Consider the following 17,170-nt stretch of genomic DNA (forward strand, 5'->3'; position numbering starts at 1 on the left):
GAGGTGTCACTATGAGTATTGGATTGAATGAGATATGGGATGGAAAAATCCCTGCAGATGAAATGAATTTAGCGGAATTGTCCGATAAAATATGGGAGATTGGCGAACTGGATGCCATCCAAGAGAAGGTGTCGCCAGAGTTATTTCAACTTCACATCGCCATCAATATGATCGGTAACTGGCAGTGTGATGGTTGGGACGGTATCATCGCGTATCAGCCGCATCTCGTGCCGTATATTTCCGAGGTTTTGGCGAAATTTGGCTTGCAGCATTTGCAGCATGCTTTTGACGAAGTTATTGCGATTTTCCCAGATTTCATTACATTTGAGGATGATTCACTTTATTGTGACATGATCAACTTCCTGCATAATATGCGACTTAAGGTAAGTGACGAACGTTTGAACACATATACGCAAGAAGAGCGTCAAGCCATGGTGACGCAATATCAGGAAAAGCTCAATCAATTGGATAAAATGACGGGACCTCTATGGGGATATGGTAGCCCTATGGACGGTTGGGCCATCATCTTTGAATATATACAAAAAATAGAAAAATCTATATAAAAAGTGCTTCGGAGAAACAGCTGCAATAGAAAATATAGTAGACATATTGAGAGCCATTTTTGTGGGAACTAAATTAGAGAAGCGATTTAGGCTTTTGTTTTCACCAAATTGAATCAAGTGTAAAAATATACTGAATCTCTACAAAGAAATCTAAGTAAGAAAATACCTCTGAAAAAATAAAAACTAAAACACCAAGTGATAGAATATCTTAAATGAAGGGAATGTCGTTTTAATATGGGAAATACATTTGCGATTTTTGAAAAAGAAAGTATATTCTGTCCTACTTACTTAGAGGGGATAATGCATACAGAATTTTTTGAAAAAGATCCATTTGAAGCAAGAGATTCTGATGCTGGGGAATGGAGAACCACAAGAAATATTATGACAGAGTTGCCTGAAGAATTATGGTTTATTACAAAGGATATAAAATATGCGTTTGATTTGAGGTGGGATAGTCAAGGTTTTTTCATCTCTACAGAATTTCTAAATCTATTATTAAAATTTGAAATCAATAATTTTCAATACACTAAATTGCATGTGGTGAACAGGAATAAAGAAAGTATATCTTCAAAGGAATATTTTTATGTGCGATTTTATAATAGGTTAGAAGATGTAATAGATATGGAAAAATCAAATATTGAATTTTATAAGAAAGATGGACATATAAAAAAAATATGGGATTTACAACTGAAAAAATCAAATATTCTCCCAGATGTTTTTATACTAAATAATACGAAGCTTTTAAGTATATTAATTTGTTCAGAAGAATTTAAAAAAGAAGCTGAAAAACTTAAATTGAAGGGTATTACCTTTGTCCCTTCAAATGAAGCTGGTGTGTATAAACCTTAGAGTTAGTGAAAGAGCTACGTGCCGCAGCAAGTACAAAGAATACATATCTATTGAGTCAATATGATCGAATCGCCGCCGATGCGGCCTTATTAAAATGAAAAACAGCTTGATGCACAAGCTGTTTTTTTATGGTGTATAGCAAGTATACCGTTTATTTTTACCAGCCTCGTACGTATTGCATTGGGGGTTTCACTTCTTTTCCTAATTCCTTGGCAGCATGTAGTGGCCAATAGGGTTCGCGAAGAAGAACACGTGCTAGGAAAATTAAGTCAGCACGATTATTTTGTAAAATTTCCTCTGCTTGAATGGCAGTCGTAATTAGGCCGACTGCACCAGTTGGAATATCAGCACCGTGCTTTATCGCTTCAGCATGAGGCACTTGGTAGCCTGGAAAAACATGCATATGTGCTTGCACGACACCACCTGTAGAAACATCCACTAAATCGACACCCTGTGATTTCATCCAACGGCTAAAGACGATAAAGTCGTCCATAGTTGTACCATCTTCTGCGTAGTCTTCAGCAGAAACACGCACAAGTAAAGGACCTTCCCAAACACTACGAATAGCATCAATGACTTGACGAAGGAAGCGATAACGATTTTCTTGAGAGCCACCGTATTGGTCATTGCGTTTATTCGTTGCTGGTGATAGAAATTCACTAATTAAATAGCCATGTGCGCCATGTATTTCAAGTATATCAAAGCCTGCTTTCGCTGCTCGAACAGCTGCTAGCTTAAATGCTGCTACTATATATTCAATGTCTTCTAAAGTCATCTCAGTTGGTGTTTTATAAGCATCGCTAAATGCTATGGCTGATGGTGCAAATATTTCTCCTTCTACAGTTGCTTTACGGCCAGCGTGTGCAAGTTGTATGCCGGTTTTTGTTCCGTACGCCTTCATGCCTTGAACTAATTGACTTAACCCTTCGATATGAGCGTCATCCCAAATCCCAAGATCGTTACTAGATATACGCCCCTCTGGAACGACACTGGTAGCTTCGACAATAATTAAACCAACTTGACCAGCCGCTCGCGTTGCATAATGTACTTGGTGGAATGGTGTGACCAGCCCATCATCCTGTGCTGAGTACATACACATCGGTGCCATAACAATACGGTTTTTTAAAGAAATAGTTTGTAATTGATAAGGTTCGAATAATTTAGTCAAAATAAAGCCCCCTAATTCCTAGTAATATACTTTATCCCGCATTAACGGGCAGTAATACGCCCACCTCAAAATTTTAGCAAAAGCAAAGAAATTAGATGGGGGATAAACTGACCGTAAAAGCCCTATTCGTTCAACTAATAATCAGTGGGGGATAAAGAAAAACCCACTGATTAAAGTTTCACTTTATTTTGCACATATTACTTACTATTTGCAAGTGAACGAGATCGTGCCTCAGCTTCTTTAATACATGCTTCAATGGCCTCATTAAATTGATATTGTTCAAGAGCCTTGATTCCAGCTTCCGTTGTGCCACCTGGACTTGTTACTTTTCGACGCAATACATCAGGCTCGTCAACAGATTGCTTCAACATTTCAGCAGTGCCAGCAAGTGTTTGTGTCATTAATAGTCGTACAGTATCCTTTGAGAGCCCGACCTTTGTACCGACGCGTTCAAAAGCCTCCATTAAATAATAAATATAAGCTGGACCACTACCTGAGAGGGCCGTTACCGCATGTAATTGATCCTCATCCACCTCAATGACTGAACCAACCGCCTCTAAAAGCTGTAAGAAAATTGAGCGCTGTGCTGCTGTAACTTTGTCATTAAAGGCAATCCCACTTGCAGACATCCCAATCGTGGCAGAAGTGTTAGGCATAACGCGTGCGACTGGACGGGCACCTAAATGTTCTGTAATAGTAGTAATAGCAATCCCTGCTAAAATGGAAAGAACGGCTGATTGCTCTGTGATTTTAGGTTTTAACATTTGCATTGCTGCCACGGCATCCTTAGGTTTCATGGCTAAAATGATTAAATCAGCCTGTTGATAAATATCATGGCTAAAATTGCAATTTACACCATATGTGTCGTGTAAAAAATGTAAACGTTCTTTGTCTGAGCGATTGGTGACGTAAATTTCTTGTGCTGTAAATACCTTTTGTTTAATCCAGCCCTGAATTAATGCCTCTGCCATAGAGCCTGCACCAATAAATAGTATTTTTTTCATGATTAAAACCTCCAGTTCTCAAAATCAATTTCGCCTTGGCGTAATTGTAGCTGACGCTTCGCTTTCGCTACAGAAAACATTTGCCGCTGACGCTTCGCTTACGCTACCAAAACATCTGTAGCTGACGCTTCGCTTACGCTACCAAAACATCTGTAGCTGACGCTTCGCTTACGCTACCAAAACATCTGTAGCTGACGCTTCGCTTACGCTACCAAAACATCTGTAGCTGACGCTTCGCTTACGCTACCAAAACATCTGCTGAATGAAGATAAAAAAGCGCTCCCGTCCTTATATAGAAGGACGAAAACGCTATTGTTTCCGCGGTACCACCTTTGTTTGCCAATTGGCACAACTCACAGCCCTTTTATCGCAAGGGAAACGGTTATGTTTTCATAACTGCTCAGAAGTAGGTTCGGTAATGGGAGCGGGTGATGTTACTTTCAGCAAATGTAACATTCTCTAAACACCTTCACCAAATACGTACTTGGCTTCATCAACGCACGAAAATAATTTAATTATTCAAAATTATATTGATAATACGTCAACCTGTCAACAGAAGGGTGACGAAAAGAAGAAAAACTTGTAAAATAGAATGAATCAGTATTCACTAGTTGCATTAAAGGGGGAAACAGCTTTTGTCTATATACAAAATAGAAATACCAACACCCTATGAAGTAGGAGATGTCAATGCTTTTGTTGTAAAAGGTGATGCATTGACAATTTTTGATGTAGGTCCAAAAACGATGGATGCCTATGATGCGCTAAAATGGGGTATTCGCGCAGCGGGCTTTGATATGCGAGATATTGAACAGGTTGTGTTAACCCACCATCATCCAGATCATGCAGGTTGGGTGGATGCCTTTCCACATGCAGAAATTTTAGGGCATGCCTATAATGATAAGTGGCTCCGTCATGATGAGGAATTTTTACGTTACCATGAGCAGTTTTATAGTGAACGCTTGTTTGAGCACGGTGTTCCTCAACAATATATCCAAACAAATGTACATGTCCGTCGTGAATTAGAGCTTGTAGGGGAACGCCCATTAACACAAATTCTTAATGATGGGGATGAAGTGCCAGGACATCCGGGATTAAAGGCAATTGAAACATTAGGTCACGCACAAAGCCACCTCATCTTCTGGGATGAAAAATCTCATCATGTCATTGGTGGAGATTTATTGCTTGAAAAAATAACGCCAAATCCATTAATTGAACCACCATTGGATCGGACAATCGGGCGTACGAAATCGATACTACAATATAATGAATCGCTTGAAATTTTACGTAAATTACCAGTAAAAACGATGTATACAGGACATGGTGCGGAGTTAGAGGATATTCCTGATTTAATTGATAAACGACTAGAACGCCAACATCAGCAATCTCTGAAAGTTTGCGAATTATTTGAGGACGAACCATTAACTGTCGTGCAAGTAACGAAACGCTTATATCCGGCAATTTTTCAGCGTCAATTTGGATTGACACTGTCCAAAACGCTTGGCCATATAGATTACTTAGAAGCAAACAATTATATTACATCGACGAAAACGGAAGAAGGTATCTATTTATATAAAAGGAAGTAGGTTTATACAAGAAAATGAATAAAAAGACGATCTTCGTTACAGGTGCAACAAGTGGTGTAGGATTGAAAATTACAGAATTATTAGTCGCACAAGGTCATACGGTTTATGCAACAGGACGTAATACAGTGGCATTGAAAGCATTAGAACGCTTAGGCGCCAACGTGATCCAAGCAGATTTAACTAATTTAGCAACAATTGATGAAGTATGTGCACAGCTACCGCCTCTTGATGTAGCTATTTTATCAGCCGGGGTAGGTAAATTTGGCATTGCACCTGACTTATCAGATGAAGCTATTAGACAAATGGTAGAGCTAAATGTCAGTGTACCGATGTATTTAGCAAAACGTCTAGCAGCAGCAATGATACAACGTCAGCAAGGTCAGTTAATCTTCATTGGCTCACAGGCAGGAAAGGTAGCAACACCGAAGGCCAGTGTTTATGCGGCTACAAAGCATGCGATTGTCGGCTTTACGAATGGGCTTCGCATGGAACTGGCTCCTTATCATGTTAAAGTTACAGCGATACATCCAGGTCCAATCGATACACCATTTTTAGATAAAGCGAGTGATGAAAGTGGCTATCGAGAGTCTTTAGGAAGATTTTTATTAACAGCAGAAGAAGTGGCGCAGGCTACTGTAAAAACAATTGAACGCCCTGTGCGAGAGGTAAATTTACCAAAAATCATGGGGTTATCGAGCAAGCTTTATGCGATCGCTCCTGCAACAGTTGAATTTTTAGGTAAATCATTTTTCAATAAGAAATAGTAGTGTCTCTACAATTGATTATTTTGGAAACATTTGTATAATATAAAACGACTACACAGTTTAATACAGCACTTGTATCAAATTGTTGAGGAGGAAATGACAAATGGATTGGCATAAAGTAAAAGAACAGCTCGAAAATACGTTTAATGGTACAGTGTTACTTGCACAAGGAGAGACACTTTTCTTACAAGGGGCATATGGCGAAGCCTCTATTCAAACACATGCACCAATGCAACTTCATCAACGTTTTAACTTAGCTTCTGTATCAAAGCCTATTACAGCATTGGGAATTTTACTTTTAGTACAAGAAAATAAAATGACATTCGATGATCATCTTAACAGATGGTTCGATAATTTTCCTTACGCAAATATAACCGTGCGCCATTTATTACAACATACTTCAGGTTTACCTGATTATATGGAATTGTTTTCGAATCATTGGGATGATACGACAATTGCTACAAATGAAGACGTGCTAAATCTATTGACTCAATATGCGCCACCAAGCCTTTTTGAAGCAGGTGAGCGAATGGAATACAGCAATACAGGCTATGTTTTACTTGCTCTTTTAATTGAGCGTATAACAAATGAAAGCTTTTCTAAATATTTGACTGAGGCTATTTTTAAACCTTTACATATGGTGAACACAACTGTAACGTCAACTACTTTTACGGAACAATTTGCGAACGAAATTGCACAGGGCTATGTGTATGATGTGTATGCTGGAAAATATGTAGACCCTTCTCAACACGAAGAAATGAAAGGTGCTACCTGTTTAAATTATATAACTGGTGATGGTGGGATCTATTCAACGGTAGAGGACTTATGGAAATTAGGTCGTGCTGTCATTGAGGCACAACTTTGGAATGAAGCATTACTTGAGCAAGCCTTCACCCCATCAACTTTTACTGTAGAACAACCTTTTTCTTACGGTATGGGCTGGATTATTAATGAAGATGAACAACTAGGGAAATGTGTATGGCACAATGGTGGCTGGCTGGGCTATGCAACAACCTTTAAAATTTATCTACAATCTAAGACGATCTTCGTATTTTTACGTAACAAAGAGCAAGAATTGAACTATGAAATAGCTATTGGTGAAGCGATTGAAGGAGCGCTTACCACACATGAATTCCATTTACCGAAAAAGCCAGAGCAATATAAAGCTGTGCATTTACCAATTGAAACATTACAGGGTTATGAAGGTAAATATCAACTACAAAAACATCCTGAACACACAGTTGACGTAGCCTTACAGGATGATGGTCACTTATATATTTTCTTACCAGGTTCAATGCCACTTGAATTATATGCGTTAAAGGAAGATGAGTTTTTCTTGCGCGGTATAGATTTTCTAGTAACAATCAAGCAAAACACATTAACGGTTATTAGTGAAAATCAAAAAACAATCGCTAGTAAAATAAATGACCACACACTTAGTGAAAAATAAAATATTATTGTAGTTTTATAATTTGACTACAAACAAAAAGAATCCATTTTGCCCAATGGATTCTTTTTATTTATCGCTAGAATTTATATTGTATACATTCAGGGTGCTTGTAAAAACTTGTTTTTTCGAGTAAAAATATTCACAGTCTTACAAGGTCTTAAAGTATTGGAATGACTCACATTTTTGCAATAAACATAAAAGTCTATGAATTTATAAAAATACACTTGTTTTTATTTTTATAACATGATACTATTCGTGTATAAACTTTTAAGTGAATGTATAAAAATACATATCCTATAGAGCAAATTGGAGGCGCATTTGTTATGGCAAATAAAAAAGTAGTATTAGCATACTCAGGCGGTCTTGATACTTCGGTAGCAATTCCATGGTTAAAAGAACAAGGTTGGGACGTTATTGCAGTTTGTCTTGACGTAGGTGAAGGTAAGGATCTTGAATTTGTAAAAAATAAAGCTCTTCAAGTAGGAGCAATTGAATCATATATGGTAGATGCGAAGGACGAATTCGCTGAAGAATATGCATTAATTTCATTACAAGCTCATACTTGGTACGAACAAAAATATCCACTAGTATCGGCACTTTCTCGTCCATTAATTTCTAAAAAATTAGTGGAAATTGCAAACCAAGTAGGTGCGGACGCAGTAGCTCATGGTTGCACAGGTAAAGGGAATGACCAAGTTCGTTTCGAAGTTTCAATCAAAGCGTTGAATCCAGACTTAGAAGTATTAGCACCTGTACGTGAGTGGGGCTGGAGCCGTGATGAGGAAATCGAATATGCAATGAAACATGATGTACCGATTCCTGCAACGTTAGATTCACCATTCTCTATCGACCAAAACTTATGGGGTCGTGCAAATGAAGCGGGCGTAATGGAAGATCCATGGGTATCTCCACCAGAAGAAGCATATGGTTTAACAGTTTCTGTAGAAAATGCTCCAGACGTTGCGGAATACGTAGAAATCGAATTTGTTGCTGGTAAGCCAGTATCTTTAAACGGAAAAGAAATGAAGCTTGCTGATTTAATCCAAGAACTAAATGCAGTAGCTGGTGCACACGGTGTTGGCCGTATCGACCACGTTGAAAATCGTTTAGTCGGCATTAAATCTCGTGAAGTATATGAAATTCCAGGAGCAAAAGTGCTATTAACGGCTCATAAAGAACTTGAAGACTTAACACTTGTAAAAGAGTTAGCACACTTCAAACCAGTCATTGAGAAAAAGCTATCTGAATTAATTTATGATGGTTTATGGTTCTCTCCATTACGTGATGCATTGGAAGCATTCCTTGCTGAATCACAAAAGTTTGTGAACGGAACTGTACGCGTGAAGCTTTATAAAGGTCATGCAATTGTGGAAGGACGTAAATCTCCAAATTCACTATATAATGAAAAATTAGCAACATATTCAAAAGAAGACCAATTCAACCATGCTTCAGCAGTAGGCTTCATCGAATTATGGGGTCTGCCAACAGTGGTTAACTCTTCAGTAAATAAAAAATAATCTTTTGACAGCAGGGTGTAGTGTAGCATTAAACGCTGTACTGCACCTTTTTCAAAAAGAATTTAAGGAAAAGGTGAGCTGTTATGACAAAACTTTGGGGCGGACGTTTCCAAAAATCAGCAGAAGCATGGGTGGACGAGTTCGGCGCATCAATTGGCTTTGACCAACAGCTTGTTCTAGAAGATCTAGAAGGTAGCGTAGCACATGTTACGATGCTTGGCGCAACTGAGATTTTACCAGCAGCTGATGTAGACGCCATTCTTGGTGGTCTAGCACAATTACAAGAAAAGGCAATTGCAGGTGAGCTTGAATTTACAGTTGCCAATGAAGATATTCACTTAAATTTGGAAAAAATGCTTATTGATTTAATTGGTCCTGTAGGTGGAAAACTACACACAGGTCGTAGCCGAAATGACCAAGTGGCAACGGATATGCATATTTTCTTAAAGAAGCGTGTGAAGGAAGCAATCGGTTTAATCGAAACATTCCAAAAAACATTGTTAGAAAAGGCAGAAGAGCATGTGGAAACAATTGCTCCAGGCTATACACATTTACAACGTGCACAGCCAATCTCGTTTGCTCATCACTTAATGGCTTATTTCTGGATGTTAGAACGTGATAAACAACGTTTTACGGAATCGATGAAGCGTATTGATATTCTGCCTTTAGGTGCAGGTGCCATGGCTGGTACAACTTTCCCAATCGACCGATTAAAATCAGCGGAGCTTCTGGGCTTTAGCGAGGTTTATGCCAACTCTATGGATGCAGTAAGTGACCGTGATTTTATCGTTGAATTTTTAAGCCATTCATCATTATTAATGGCGCATTTATCTCGTTTTGCAGAGGAAATTATTTTGTGGTCAACAGATGAATTCAAATTTATCGAATTGGATGATGCCTTCTCAACAGGTTCTTCCATTATGCCTCAAAAGAAAAACCCTGATATGGCCGAGTTAATTCGTGGAAAAACTGGGCGTGTATACGGTAACTTAATGGGCCTATTAACTGTGTTAAAAGGAACACCGTTAACCTACAACAAAGATATGCAAGAAGATAAAGAGGGGATGTTCGATACAGTCCATACAATTCTTGGTTCCCTAAAAATCTTTGAAGGTATGATTCGCACAATGACTGTCAATACAGAGCGTTTGCACCAGGCAGTACACTCTGACTTCTCCAATGCTACGGAGCTTGCAGATTACCTTGCAACAAAAGGAATGCCTTTCCGTGAAGCACATGAAGTGACAGGAAAACTTGTATTCACATGTATTCAAAAGGGCATCTATTTATTAGATTTACCGCTTGAAGAGATGAAACAAGAAAGTGAACTTATTGATGGGGATATTTACGATGTATTAGCGCCTGAAGCAGCAGTTCGCCGTCGTCATTCTTTAGGTGGTACAGGATTTGATCAAGTAAAAATCCAAATCGAAAATGCAAAAACTTGTCTTTTTTAATAATTACCTTAGCGTGCATGTCCTCGTGACTTTTGCATAGATATTCATTAAAGCTGTCCAGTGAGGCACTATGAAAACCATTATCCTTTTTCGTTAGAGCCGGAGGGTGAAATGAAAAAGAGACCCTTACATACGTGAAGGACAATCCCCAATTCTGGAGACGCGGAATTGGGGTTTTTGTGTAAAGAAATAACAATGGGAGGGATTTCAATGAATGATCGTTTTTCAAAGGGGTACGAAACAATTAAACAGTATGTCACGGAGGAAGAAGCAGCACGAATGATTGAGTCGGACGCACTAGCTGACGTGGCACCAGATTTACGCAAAATGATTATTGAATTTGCTTATGGCGAAGTTTATTCACGCCTAGGGCTAGATGCTAAAAGCCGTGCACTTGTTGTCATGACGGCAGTAGTAACTCAAGGTGCTGCTCCACAAACAAAAACACATATTAAACGTGGTTTACATGCAGGCTTAACACAGACAGAAATTGTGGAAGCATTATTGCAATTAGTGCCTTACATAGGTTTTCCACGTGTACAAAATGCACTAACCATTGCGCAACAAGTCTTTAAAGAACAAGCGTAAAGATATTACGCCTTTAAGGCAACCATTAAAAAATAAGAAAAACCATGAATAAATACTGGTTAAACGGCTCATATTAAGTGCGGAATCACTTATTAATCTAATATGATTAGGAGGATGTAGAATGAGTAGTCTAACACCCAAAGACCAGGAATCTCAGGAAAGTCCGCCACAGTTGTATAAGGTGAGCTTCTAAAAATCTTAAGGAATTGGTGAGGCAGAGGATCTTCTGTTTTGCTGTAGCTTAAGAAGAAGCAAAAACCGATACAAATAAAATCAAATAGTAATAAGTGTTCTTGGATCCAGAATTTTTCTGGGTCCTTTTTATATGAAAAGATTGTAATTAATTTGACATTAAATACAAATCTGTATTATTCTAAGTGTGACAGATTTCTGTTTGGTAATAAGCGATACAGATTGGAGAGGTAAGATGCAAATTCATTTAGATCCAAGCAGTGAATTACAGCTTTATAAACAGTTAGCGAATCAGTTAATTGAGTTAATTGCTAAGGGTGAGTTAAAAAATGGTGATACATTACCGTCAGTTCGTTCAATGGCTTCGGATTTAGGTATTAATGTCAGTACGGTAAGTAAAAGCTATCATGAACTTGAAGAAAAAGGCTTAATCGAATTAAAGCCGAAAGCAAAGGCGATCATTATCGGTGGTCAAAAAAAAGAACTGGAAGAGACAGAAGTGGAAAAAGTAGAAAATGCATTAAAGCCAATTATGGCTGAAGCATTTGCACGTGGCCTTGAAAAGGATCAGATGACGAGTTTGTTTCATCGAATTTTAAAACAATGGAAGTAGGGAAAATATGCTTTTTATATTAGGCATTTTTATCTTCGTAGGAGTATTGGAAACAATAACACCACATTTAACTAGAAAAACAATCGTGTTTGGTGTTTCAATTCCAGAGCCCTATGTGCAACATCAGCAATTACGAATATTCAAAAAGCACTACAGCATGTTCGTTGGGAGCATAGCCGCGGCCTTTCTTTTAGGCCAAATTTCACTACTATTTACGTCCATTCAGGAAGAGAAATTTGTTTTATTATCCTTTATCTTACTATACGTCATGCTATTCATATCAGCTGGACTTTATATGTTTTATCATTTAAAAACAAAAAAACTGAAAAAACAAGAAAATTGGGAAGCTCACGTAAAAACTGTTTATGTCATGGATTTATCTATACGAGACAGAGATGAAGCACTTTCATCTACATTTTTTACATTACCAATTATTATCACTTTAGCATTGATTACCTTTACTTATATGAATTACAGTTCCATCCCAGATGTATTTGCTACCCATTGGAATGCAGCAGGTGAGGTAGATGCCTGGACAGAAAAAACATGGCTATCAGTTATCGAACTGCCACTTATGTTACTAGGGCTACAAATCAGCTTTTTCATCATGAGTAAAGGTATGAAAAGTGCCAAAGTACAATTGAGTGCACAAGACAAAGAAGCTTCATCCAATAGAGAGCTTAAACAACGTAAGTATGGAAGCTGGTACTTAGTTGCAATTAATTTTAGTTTAACCATTCTTTTTGTAGTTTCACATTACACGACAGTGATTTTAGAGGATCAAATAGTTCCTTACTTTTTCCCGCTCTTTATCGTTTTTAATGTAGTCACTTTAGGTGGGCTTATCCTCTTAATTTGGAAGTTCAATAAAAGTAATGAACGTTTTGATGATTTACATACAAATGAAACAGCTGTTGCCGATGATCGATACTGGAAATGGGGTATTTTATACATTAATAAAAATGACCCTTCATTATTAGTACAAAAAAAATTCGGTGTTGGTTGGACCCTGAATCTGGCAAATAAATGGAGCTATATCATTTTATTCGTCATATTTTTACCAATCGTATTGACCATCTTTCAATAGAGGGGGAGATTTTATGAAAAAACTATTCTGTTTATGTTGCGCATTTTTTCTACTAGCAGCCTGCACTCAGAAGGAAGATAACGCAAAAGGAAAAGTGACTGAGAGGGATGAGAAAATGAATGAACAGCTAGTAGGCAAATGGGAAGGGAATATTGAGACACCAAACGGAGCACTTCCAATTATTGTTGAGTTACAAAAGGATAGTGGGACATTATCAGTACCAGTACAAGGCTTAGCCAATTATCCATTTAACAACATTAAATATAACGGCGATCAAGTAACGGTTGCGATCAACTTAAATGGCTCTAATATTAAAATTAACGGGACATTAAAAGATCAGCAAATTGAGGCAACATTCCAACAAAATGGTGGCAAATTCCCACTAGTGTTAAAACCTTATAAAGAACAACCTGTGACTTATGAAACAGTGAAGATTCCTGTTAAAGATGGTGATTTAACAGTGGCACTTCAAAAGGCTAGTAAGGAGCCATCTCCAGTTGTACTAATTTTAGCTGGCTCTGGTCCAACTGATAAGGACGGTAATTCAGCTTTAGCTGGGAAAAATGATAGTTTGAAAATGCTGGCAGAAGGCTTAGCAAATGAAGGGATAGCATCTGTTCGTTACGATAAGCGTGGAATTGGGGACAATAAATCTCTCTCAACAAAGGAAGAGGATATGTCTATTGACCATTATGTAGACGACGCAGTTCAAGTAATTAATACCCTTTTAGCTAATAAAGCTTATTCAAGTGTTCATATTATTGGACATAGCGAAGGCTCACTAATCGGTTTATTAGCAGCACAAAAAACAAATGTAGAGTCCTTTGTTTCCATAGCAGGCACTGGAAGACCAATAGATGAAGTTCTGCTAGAGCAAATAAAAGGTCAGTTATCACCACAGCTTCTAAAGGAATCAACAGATATACTTGCATCCTTGAAAAAAGGCGAACTAGTGAAGAACGTTTCACCAGATTTACAAGCATTATTCCGTTTTTCTGTTCAACCCTATATGATGTCATGGTTAAAATATAACCCTGCAAGTGAGTTAGCAAAAGTGAATAGCCGTGTTCTACTTGTCCAAGGTACGAATGATCTACAAGTAACAGCAACTGATGCGGAAGCGTTAAAGAAAAGTAAACAAGATGCCGAGCTCTTATATATGGACGGTATGAATCATGTGTTAAAGGATGCCCCAGCAGATCGTGCAGGCAATTTAGCGACGTATTCAGATCCATCATTGCCACTTCATAAGGAACTACTACCAGCCATTGAGCAATTTATTATGAATGAAAATAGAGACTAAGTATGATGGAAGCCATTGTTTGTTTTATAACTTATTTCAACAGATAATCAAACATCCGATGAAATAGAGGAACTCAGTCTAAGAACGCCACGTCCTGTGGCAACGACTGAGTGACCAACATCGTGCTGCTGCCGCTGCGTTAGCACTACGCTTTCGCGCAGAAAACATCTGTTGGCCCAAAGCCTCCGGCGGATTCATAATTCCATTCCTAATCTTTGCGATCGCTTTATCTCAAGGAAAAGGAGCATTTTTACTAGCTGGCTATAATACGATGTCTGACAGTGAAAAAGAGAAATATAACGAAAAAGCACTTGCTAAATTTATGGGTAAAGTGATGTATGGCTACTGTTTTTGCATGCTATTATGGGGGCTGAATGAGCTATTCAAGACGGAATGGCTATTTATCGTAGGGCTAATTCTCCTTATAGGGCTTACAATTTTCGCACTTGTATACGCCAATACAAGCAATCGCTTTAAAAAGTAAGTTTCTATATGAACAATTCATCTCCTGTTTATTAAGAGGTGAAACGATTGAAATTAGTAAATACCCGCGGAAGAAAGACGATGCTCCTACGAAACAGTATGATCATCCATGGCATAGTATCAGAAATGCTCATAATTAGTATCTAACAAAAGAGTATGCTCAAATCAGAGCATGCTCTTTTGTTTTCTTAGGGCTCTTTATATAAACCATCTTATGTATTTGGGCAAGTTGATCAATGAGACTGAGAACGGAGCGGTTCATCGAACGACCCAATCAACCCCATGTTATGGTCATACGATTTGAAACATTTACCACATTCTATCGTACGATATATAATAGCTAAGCAAGGAGCGATTTGAAATTGAAGGAAATAGCTTGATTAATCGAATTCAACAAAATTTGAAAAGAAGGTTTTATTATGTATAGCATTGGAAAATTTTCAAAACTGTGCGATGTCCCTGTAAAAACGATTCGATATTATAATGATATTGGATTACTCAAGCCATCTTTTATAGATCAAGTGACCGGCTATCGTTATTATGATTACGATAAGATGAAAGAGCTAAAGACTATACAGGTTCTAAAAAATTGCCATTTTTCATTAAAAGAAATTGAACAGGTTACTAAAGGACAAAATGATAGGCAAGACTTAGAGCTGAGATTAACTAATAAAATTCAGGAATTAGAGCACCAACAAGAAATGATCGCGCAACAAATTCATAATATTGTCCAGGTGAAAAGTTCTCTAAGGAGCGCTGAGACATTTACTCCAAAGCCAACATTATCCACTTGTTACATAGAAGAACGACCTAAAATACACGTGCTATCCATCCGTGAAAAGATAAACATCATTGACATGGATAGGCTAGTGCAAAAATTATTTGAACGAATATACGCCTATCAATTAGAGATTGATGGGGAGCTTCTTGCGATTTTTCATCAACATGATAGACATCAAAATGCAGCAGATGTTGAGCTACTGTTACCAGTAAAAGCATCTCAACAGAATACGAATATAAAAGAAATACCAGAAGGCATGTATGCTTGTATCAATGTAAAAGGACCATATTCAGAGCTACATTATGGCTATAGTCGTTTGCAGGAATGGCTTACAAAGCAATCACTTCAGGTAGAAGGGATGTTTATGGAGCAATACATAAAGGGGTTAATCCCATCTGAAGTAGTGAACCCAATAAATATTAAACCGAATATTGAGTTACATCCAAATGATTTTTTGACAAAAGTGTTTGTGAAGGTAAGAAAGTCGATCAAGGAAGAACGATACTAGCTAAACTCTCCAGTAGATGGAGACTTTATTCTGTAATTAGCAAGGTAACAATGGCTTGCTAGTAACAAACAGAATGGAGTTTATCAATGAGAACTAATACAGGTCAATTTACATTTCTTAAAGGCAGTTCATACGAGATTGGAAAACAACAAGCGCGAGAATTTCAAAAAAATCCTATTGCTAAATCGCTATTTTTTACGGAAAATATCACTTCTGATAAAACTTATTTTGAAATGAAAGCACAAATAGCACAGTATTGCCCAGGTTTAAACGAAGAATTAGAAGGCTTTGCGGAAGGCTTTGGCTATGAACCTAACCAATTAAATTATTATCAAAATGCGTGGTTAATTCCTGGAGGATGTAGTTTAGGGGCTATTTTGCCAGGAAAAATGGCTGATGGTAAAACATATGTTGTAAGAAATTATGATCTATCACCTGATATTTCAGATATGCGCTTATGTACAACAAATGTAGAAGGGAAATATACCCATACAGGATTTTCTGTTTCCACATTCGGACGAAGTGAAGGTTTAAACGAAAAAGGTCTGTGTGTTGCTTATGCATCGTGTGGTATGCCTATTGGTAAATATCCAGGTATGAGACCACCCGCAGTACATGGTTTACAGTTTATGGTTATCGTCAGAGCGCTATTAGAAAATTGTAAAAATGTTGAAGAAGCAATTTATATGGTTAACAATATGCCGGTAGGAACGAATATGAATTTACTTATAGCGGATGCACATGGCGATGCAGCATTGATTGGAACCTACGACGGTGTAAAAGAAGTTAAACGTGCCGCATTAGATTATTTAATTGCAACTAACCATGGTCTGTTTTCAACAATACAAGAAATGGAGCCAGGTAAACTTGAGCATTCTCAGTTAAGATACGATATTATAGAGAAAAAATGTAAGGAAAGTGGAAAAAGATCTATTGATGAAATCCAAGAACTACTTTTAGCAGAGTTTCCTAAAGGGTTATCTGTTCATAATTACAAAGAAGGCTTTGGCACAGTGCATTCAATTTTATTTAACCTTACTGATTTGCAACTGGCATTTTCATTTGGCTCACCATTACAAAATAAAGTTAATAAAATAGGTGTCGGTGACAACTTAGAGAAGACACAAATACCTGTTGAATTTTGTCATAAAAGCTATGGAACAGAATTTTGGAAAATCATTAAATCCTAAACAACAAAAAGACCTTTCTTTGATGAGAGGTCTTTTGTGATGTTTGGCAAGCTAATCAAAGGACTTTCTT

General features: G+C 37.6%; 16 protein-coding genes. 14 read left to right on the top strand and 2 right to left on the bottom strand.

What is annotated here, in order from left to right; translation table 11 throughout:
- Nucleotides 1-11: 11 nt before the first annotated feature.
- Together ACB089_RS09845 and ACB089_RS09850 are read left to right on the top strand one after the other, a co-directional pair.
- Nucleotides 12-563, top strand: coding sequence for a hypothetical protein (locus ACB089_RS09845; protein WP_374966240.1), 552 nt, complete (start codon nucleotides 12-14; stop codon nucleotides 561-563).
- 234 nt (nucleotides 564-797) lie between these two features.
- On the top strand, nucleotides 798-1,412 hold the full coding sequence (locus ACB089_RS09850) for an Imm43 family immunity protein (RefSeq protein ID WP_374966241.1): 615 nt from the start codon (nucleotides 798-800) through the stop codon (nucleotides 1,410-1,412).
- 157 nt (nucleotides 1,413-1,569) lie between these two features.
- On the opposite strand, the gene namA is transcribed toward ACB089_RS09850, so the two are convergent.
- Together namA and proC are read right to left on the bottom strand one after the other, a co-directional pair.
- A complete protein-coding gene (gene namA / locus ACB089_RS09855) occupies nucleotides 1,570-2,580 on the bottom strand; it encodes an NADPH dehydrogenase NamA (protein WP_374966242.1) in 1,011 nt (336 codons plus the stop codon).
- Nucleotides 2,581-2,777: 197 nt separating this feature from the next.
- Nucleotides 2,778-3,584, bottom strand: coding sequence for a pyrroline-5-carboxylate reductase (proC, locus tag ACB089_RS09860; protein ID WP_374966243.1), 807 nt, complete (start codon nucleotides 3,582-3,584; stop codon nucleotides 2,778-2,780).
- Between the two features lie 635 nt (nucleotides 3,585-4,219).
- Between proC and ACB089_RS09865 the strand changes: the two genes are divergently transcribed.
- The 12 genes from ACB089_RS09865 (at nucleotide 4,220) to ACB089_RS09920 (ending at nucleotide 17,100) form a co-directional block, all read left to right on the top strand.
- Complete coding sequence (locus tag ACB089_RS09865) at nucleotides 4,220-5,167, top strand: MBL fold metallo-hydrolase (RefSeq protein ID WP_374966244.1); 948 nt, start codon at nucleotides 4,220-4,222, stop codon at nucleotides 5,165-5,167.
- Between the two features lie 14 nt (nucleotides 5,168-5,181).
- Nucleotides 5,182-5,931: an SDR family NAD(P)-dependent oxidoreductase gene (locus ACB089_RS09870; protein ID WP_374966245.1), complete on the top strand. Its 750-nt coding sequence runs from the start codon at nucleotides 5,182-5,184 to the stop codon at nucleotides 5,929-5,931.
- Nucleotides 5,932-6,034: 103 nt separating this feature from the next.
- On the top strand, nucleotides 6,035-7,381 hold the full coding sequence (locus tag ACB089_RS09875; RefSeq protein ID WP_374966246.1) for a serine hydrolase domain-containing protein: 1,347 nt from the start codon (nucleotides 6,035-6,037) through the stop codon (nucleotides 7,379-7,381).
- A 323-nt stretch (nucleotides 7,382-7,704) separates the two neighbouring features.
- Nucleotides 7,705-8,898 (top strand): argininosuccinate synthase, encoded by a 1,194-nt coding sequence (locus ACB089_RS09880; RefSeq protein WP_374966247.1) that lies wholly within the window; start codon nucleotides 7,705-7,707, stop codon nucleotides 8,896-8,898.
- An 83-nt stretch (nucleotides 8,899-8,981) separates the two neighbouring features.
- On the top strand, nucleotides 8,982-10,355 hold the full coding sequence (gene argH, locus ACB089_RS09885) for an argininosuccinate lyase (RefSeq protein ID WP_374966248.1): 1,374 nt from the start codon (nucleotides 8,982-8,984) through the stop codon (nucleotides 10,353-10,355).
- A 210-nt stretch (nucleotides 10,356-10,565) separates the two neighbouring features.
- Entirely contained in the window at nucleotides 10,566-10,943 is a 378-nt protein-coding gene (locus ACB089_RS09890; protein WP_374966249.1) for a carboxymuconolactone decarboxylase family protein, read from the top strand.
- A gap of 427 nt (nucleotides 10,944-11,370) precedes the next feature.
- Nucleotides 11,371-11,748, top strand: coding sequence for a GntR family transcriptional regulator (locus tag ACB089_RS09895; RefSeq protein ID WP_374966250.1), 378 nt, complete (start codon nucleotides 11,371-11,373; stop codon nucleotides 11,746-11,748).
- Between the two features lie 7 nt (nucleotides 11,749-11,755).
- Nucleotides 11,756-12,835 (top strand): DUF1648 domain-containing protein, encoded by a 1,080-nt coding sequence (locus ACB089_RS09900; RefSeq protein ID WP_374966251.1) that lies wholly within the window; start codon nucleotides 11,756-11,758, stop codon nucleotides 12,833-12,835.
- A 13-nt stretch (nucleotides 12,836-12,848) separates the two neighbouring features.
- Nucleotides 12,849-14,138 (top strand): alpha/beta hydrolase, encoded by a 1,290-nt coding sequence (locus tag ACB089_RS09905; protein WP_374966252.1) that lies wholly within the window; start codon nucleotides 12,849-12,851, stop codon nucleotides 14,136-14,138.
- A 199-nt stretch (nucleotides 14,139-14,337) separates the two neighbouring features.
- A complete protein-coding gene (locus ACB089_RS09910) occupies nucleotides 14,338-14,622 on the top strand; it encodes a DUF3784 domain-containing protein (protein WP_374967535.1) in 285 nt (94 codons plus the stop codon).
- A gap of 418 nt (nucleotides 14,623-15,040) precedes the next feature.
- Nucleotides 15,041-15,910 (top strand): MerR family transcriptional regulator, encoded by an 870-nt coding sequence (locus ACB089_RS09915; RefSeq protein WP_374966253.1) that lies wholly within the window; start codon nucleotides 15,041-15,043, stop codon nucleotides 15,908-15,910.
- Nucleotides 15,911-15,996: 86 nt separating this feature from the next.
- On the top strand, nucleotides 15,997-17,100 hold the full coding sequence (locus ACB089_RS09920; RefSeq protein WP_374966254.1) for a C45 family autoproteolytic acyltransferase/hydolase: 1,104 nt from the start codon (nucleotides 15,997-15,999) through the stop codon (nucleotides 17,098-17,100).
- Nucleotides 17,101-17,170 lie beyond the last annotated feature (70 nt).

The organism is Lysinibacillus sp. RS10 (assembly GCF_041956855.1).
GTDB lineage: Bacteria > Bacillota > Bacilli > Bacillales_A > Planococcaceae > Lysinibacillus > Lysinibacillus xylanilyticus_A.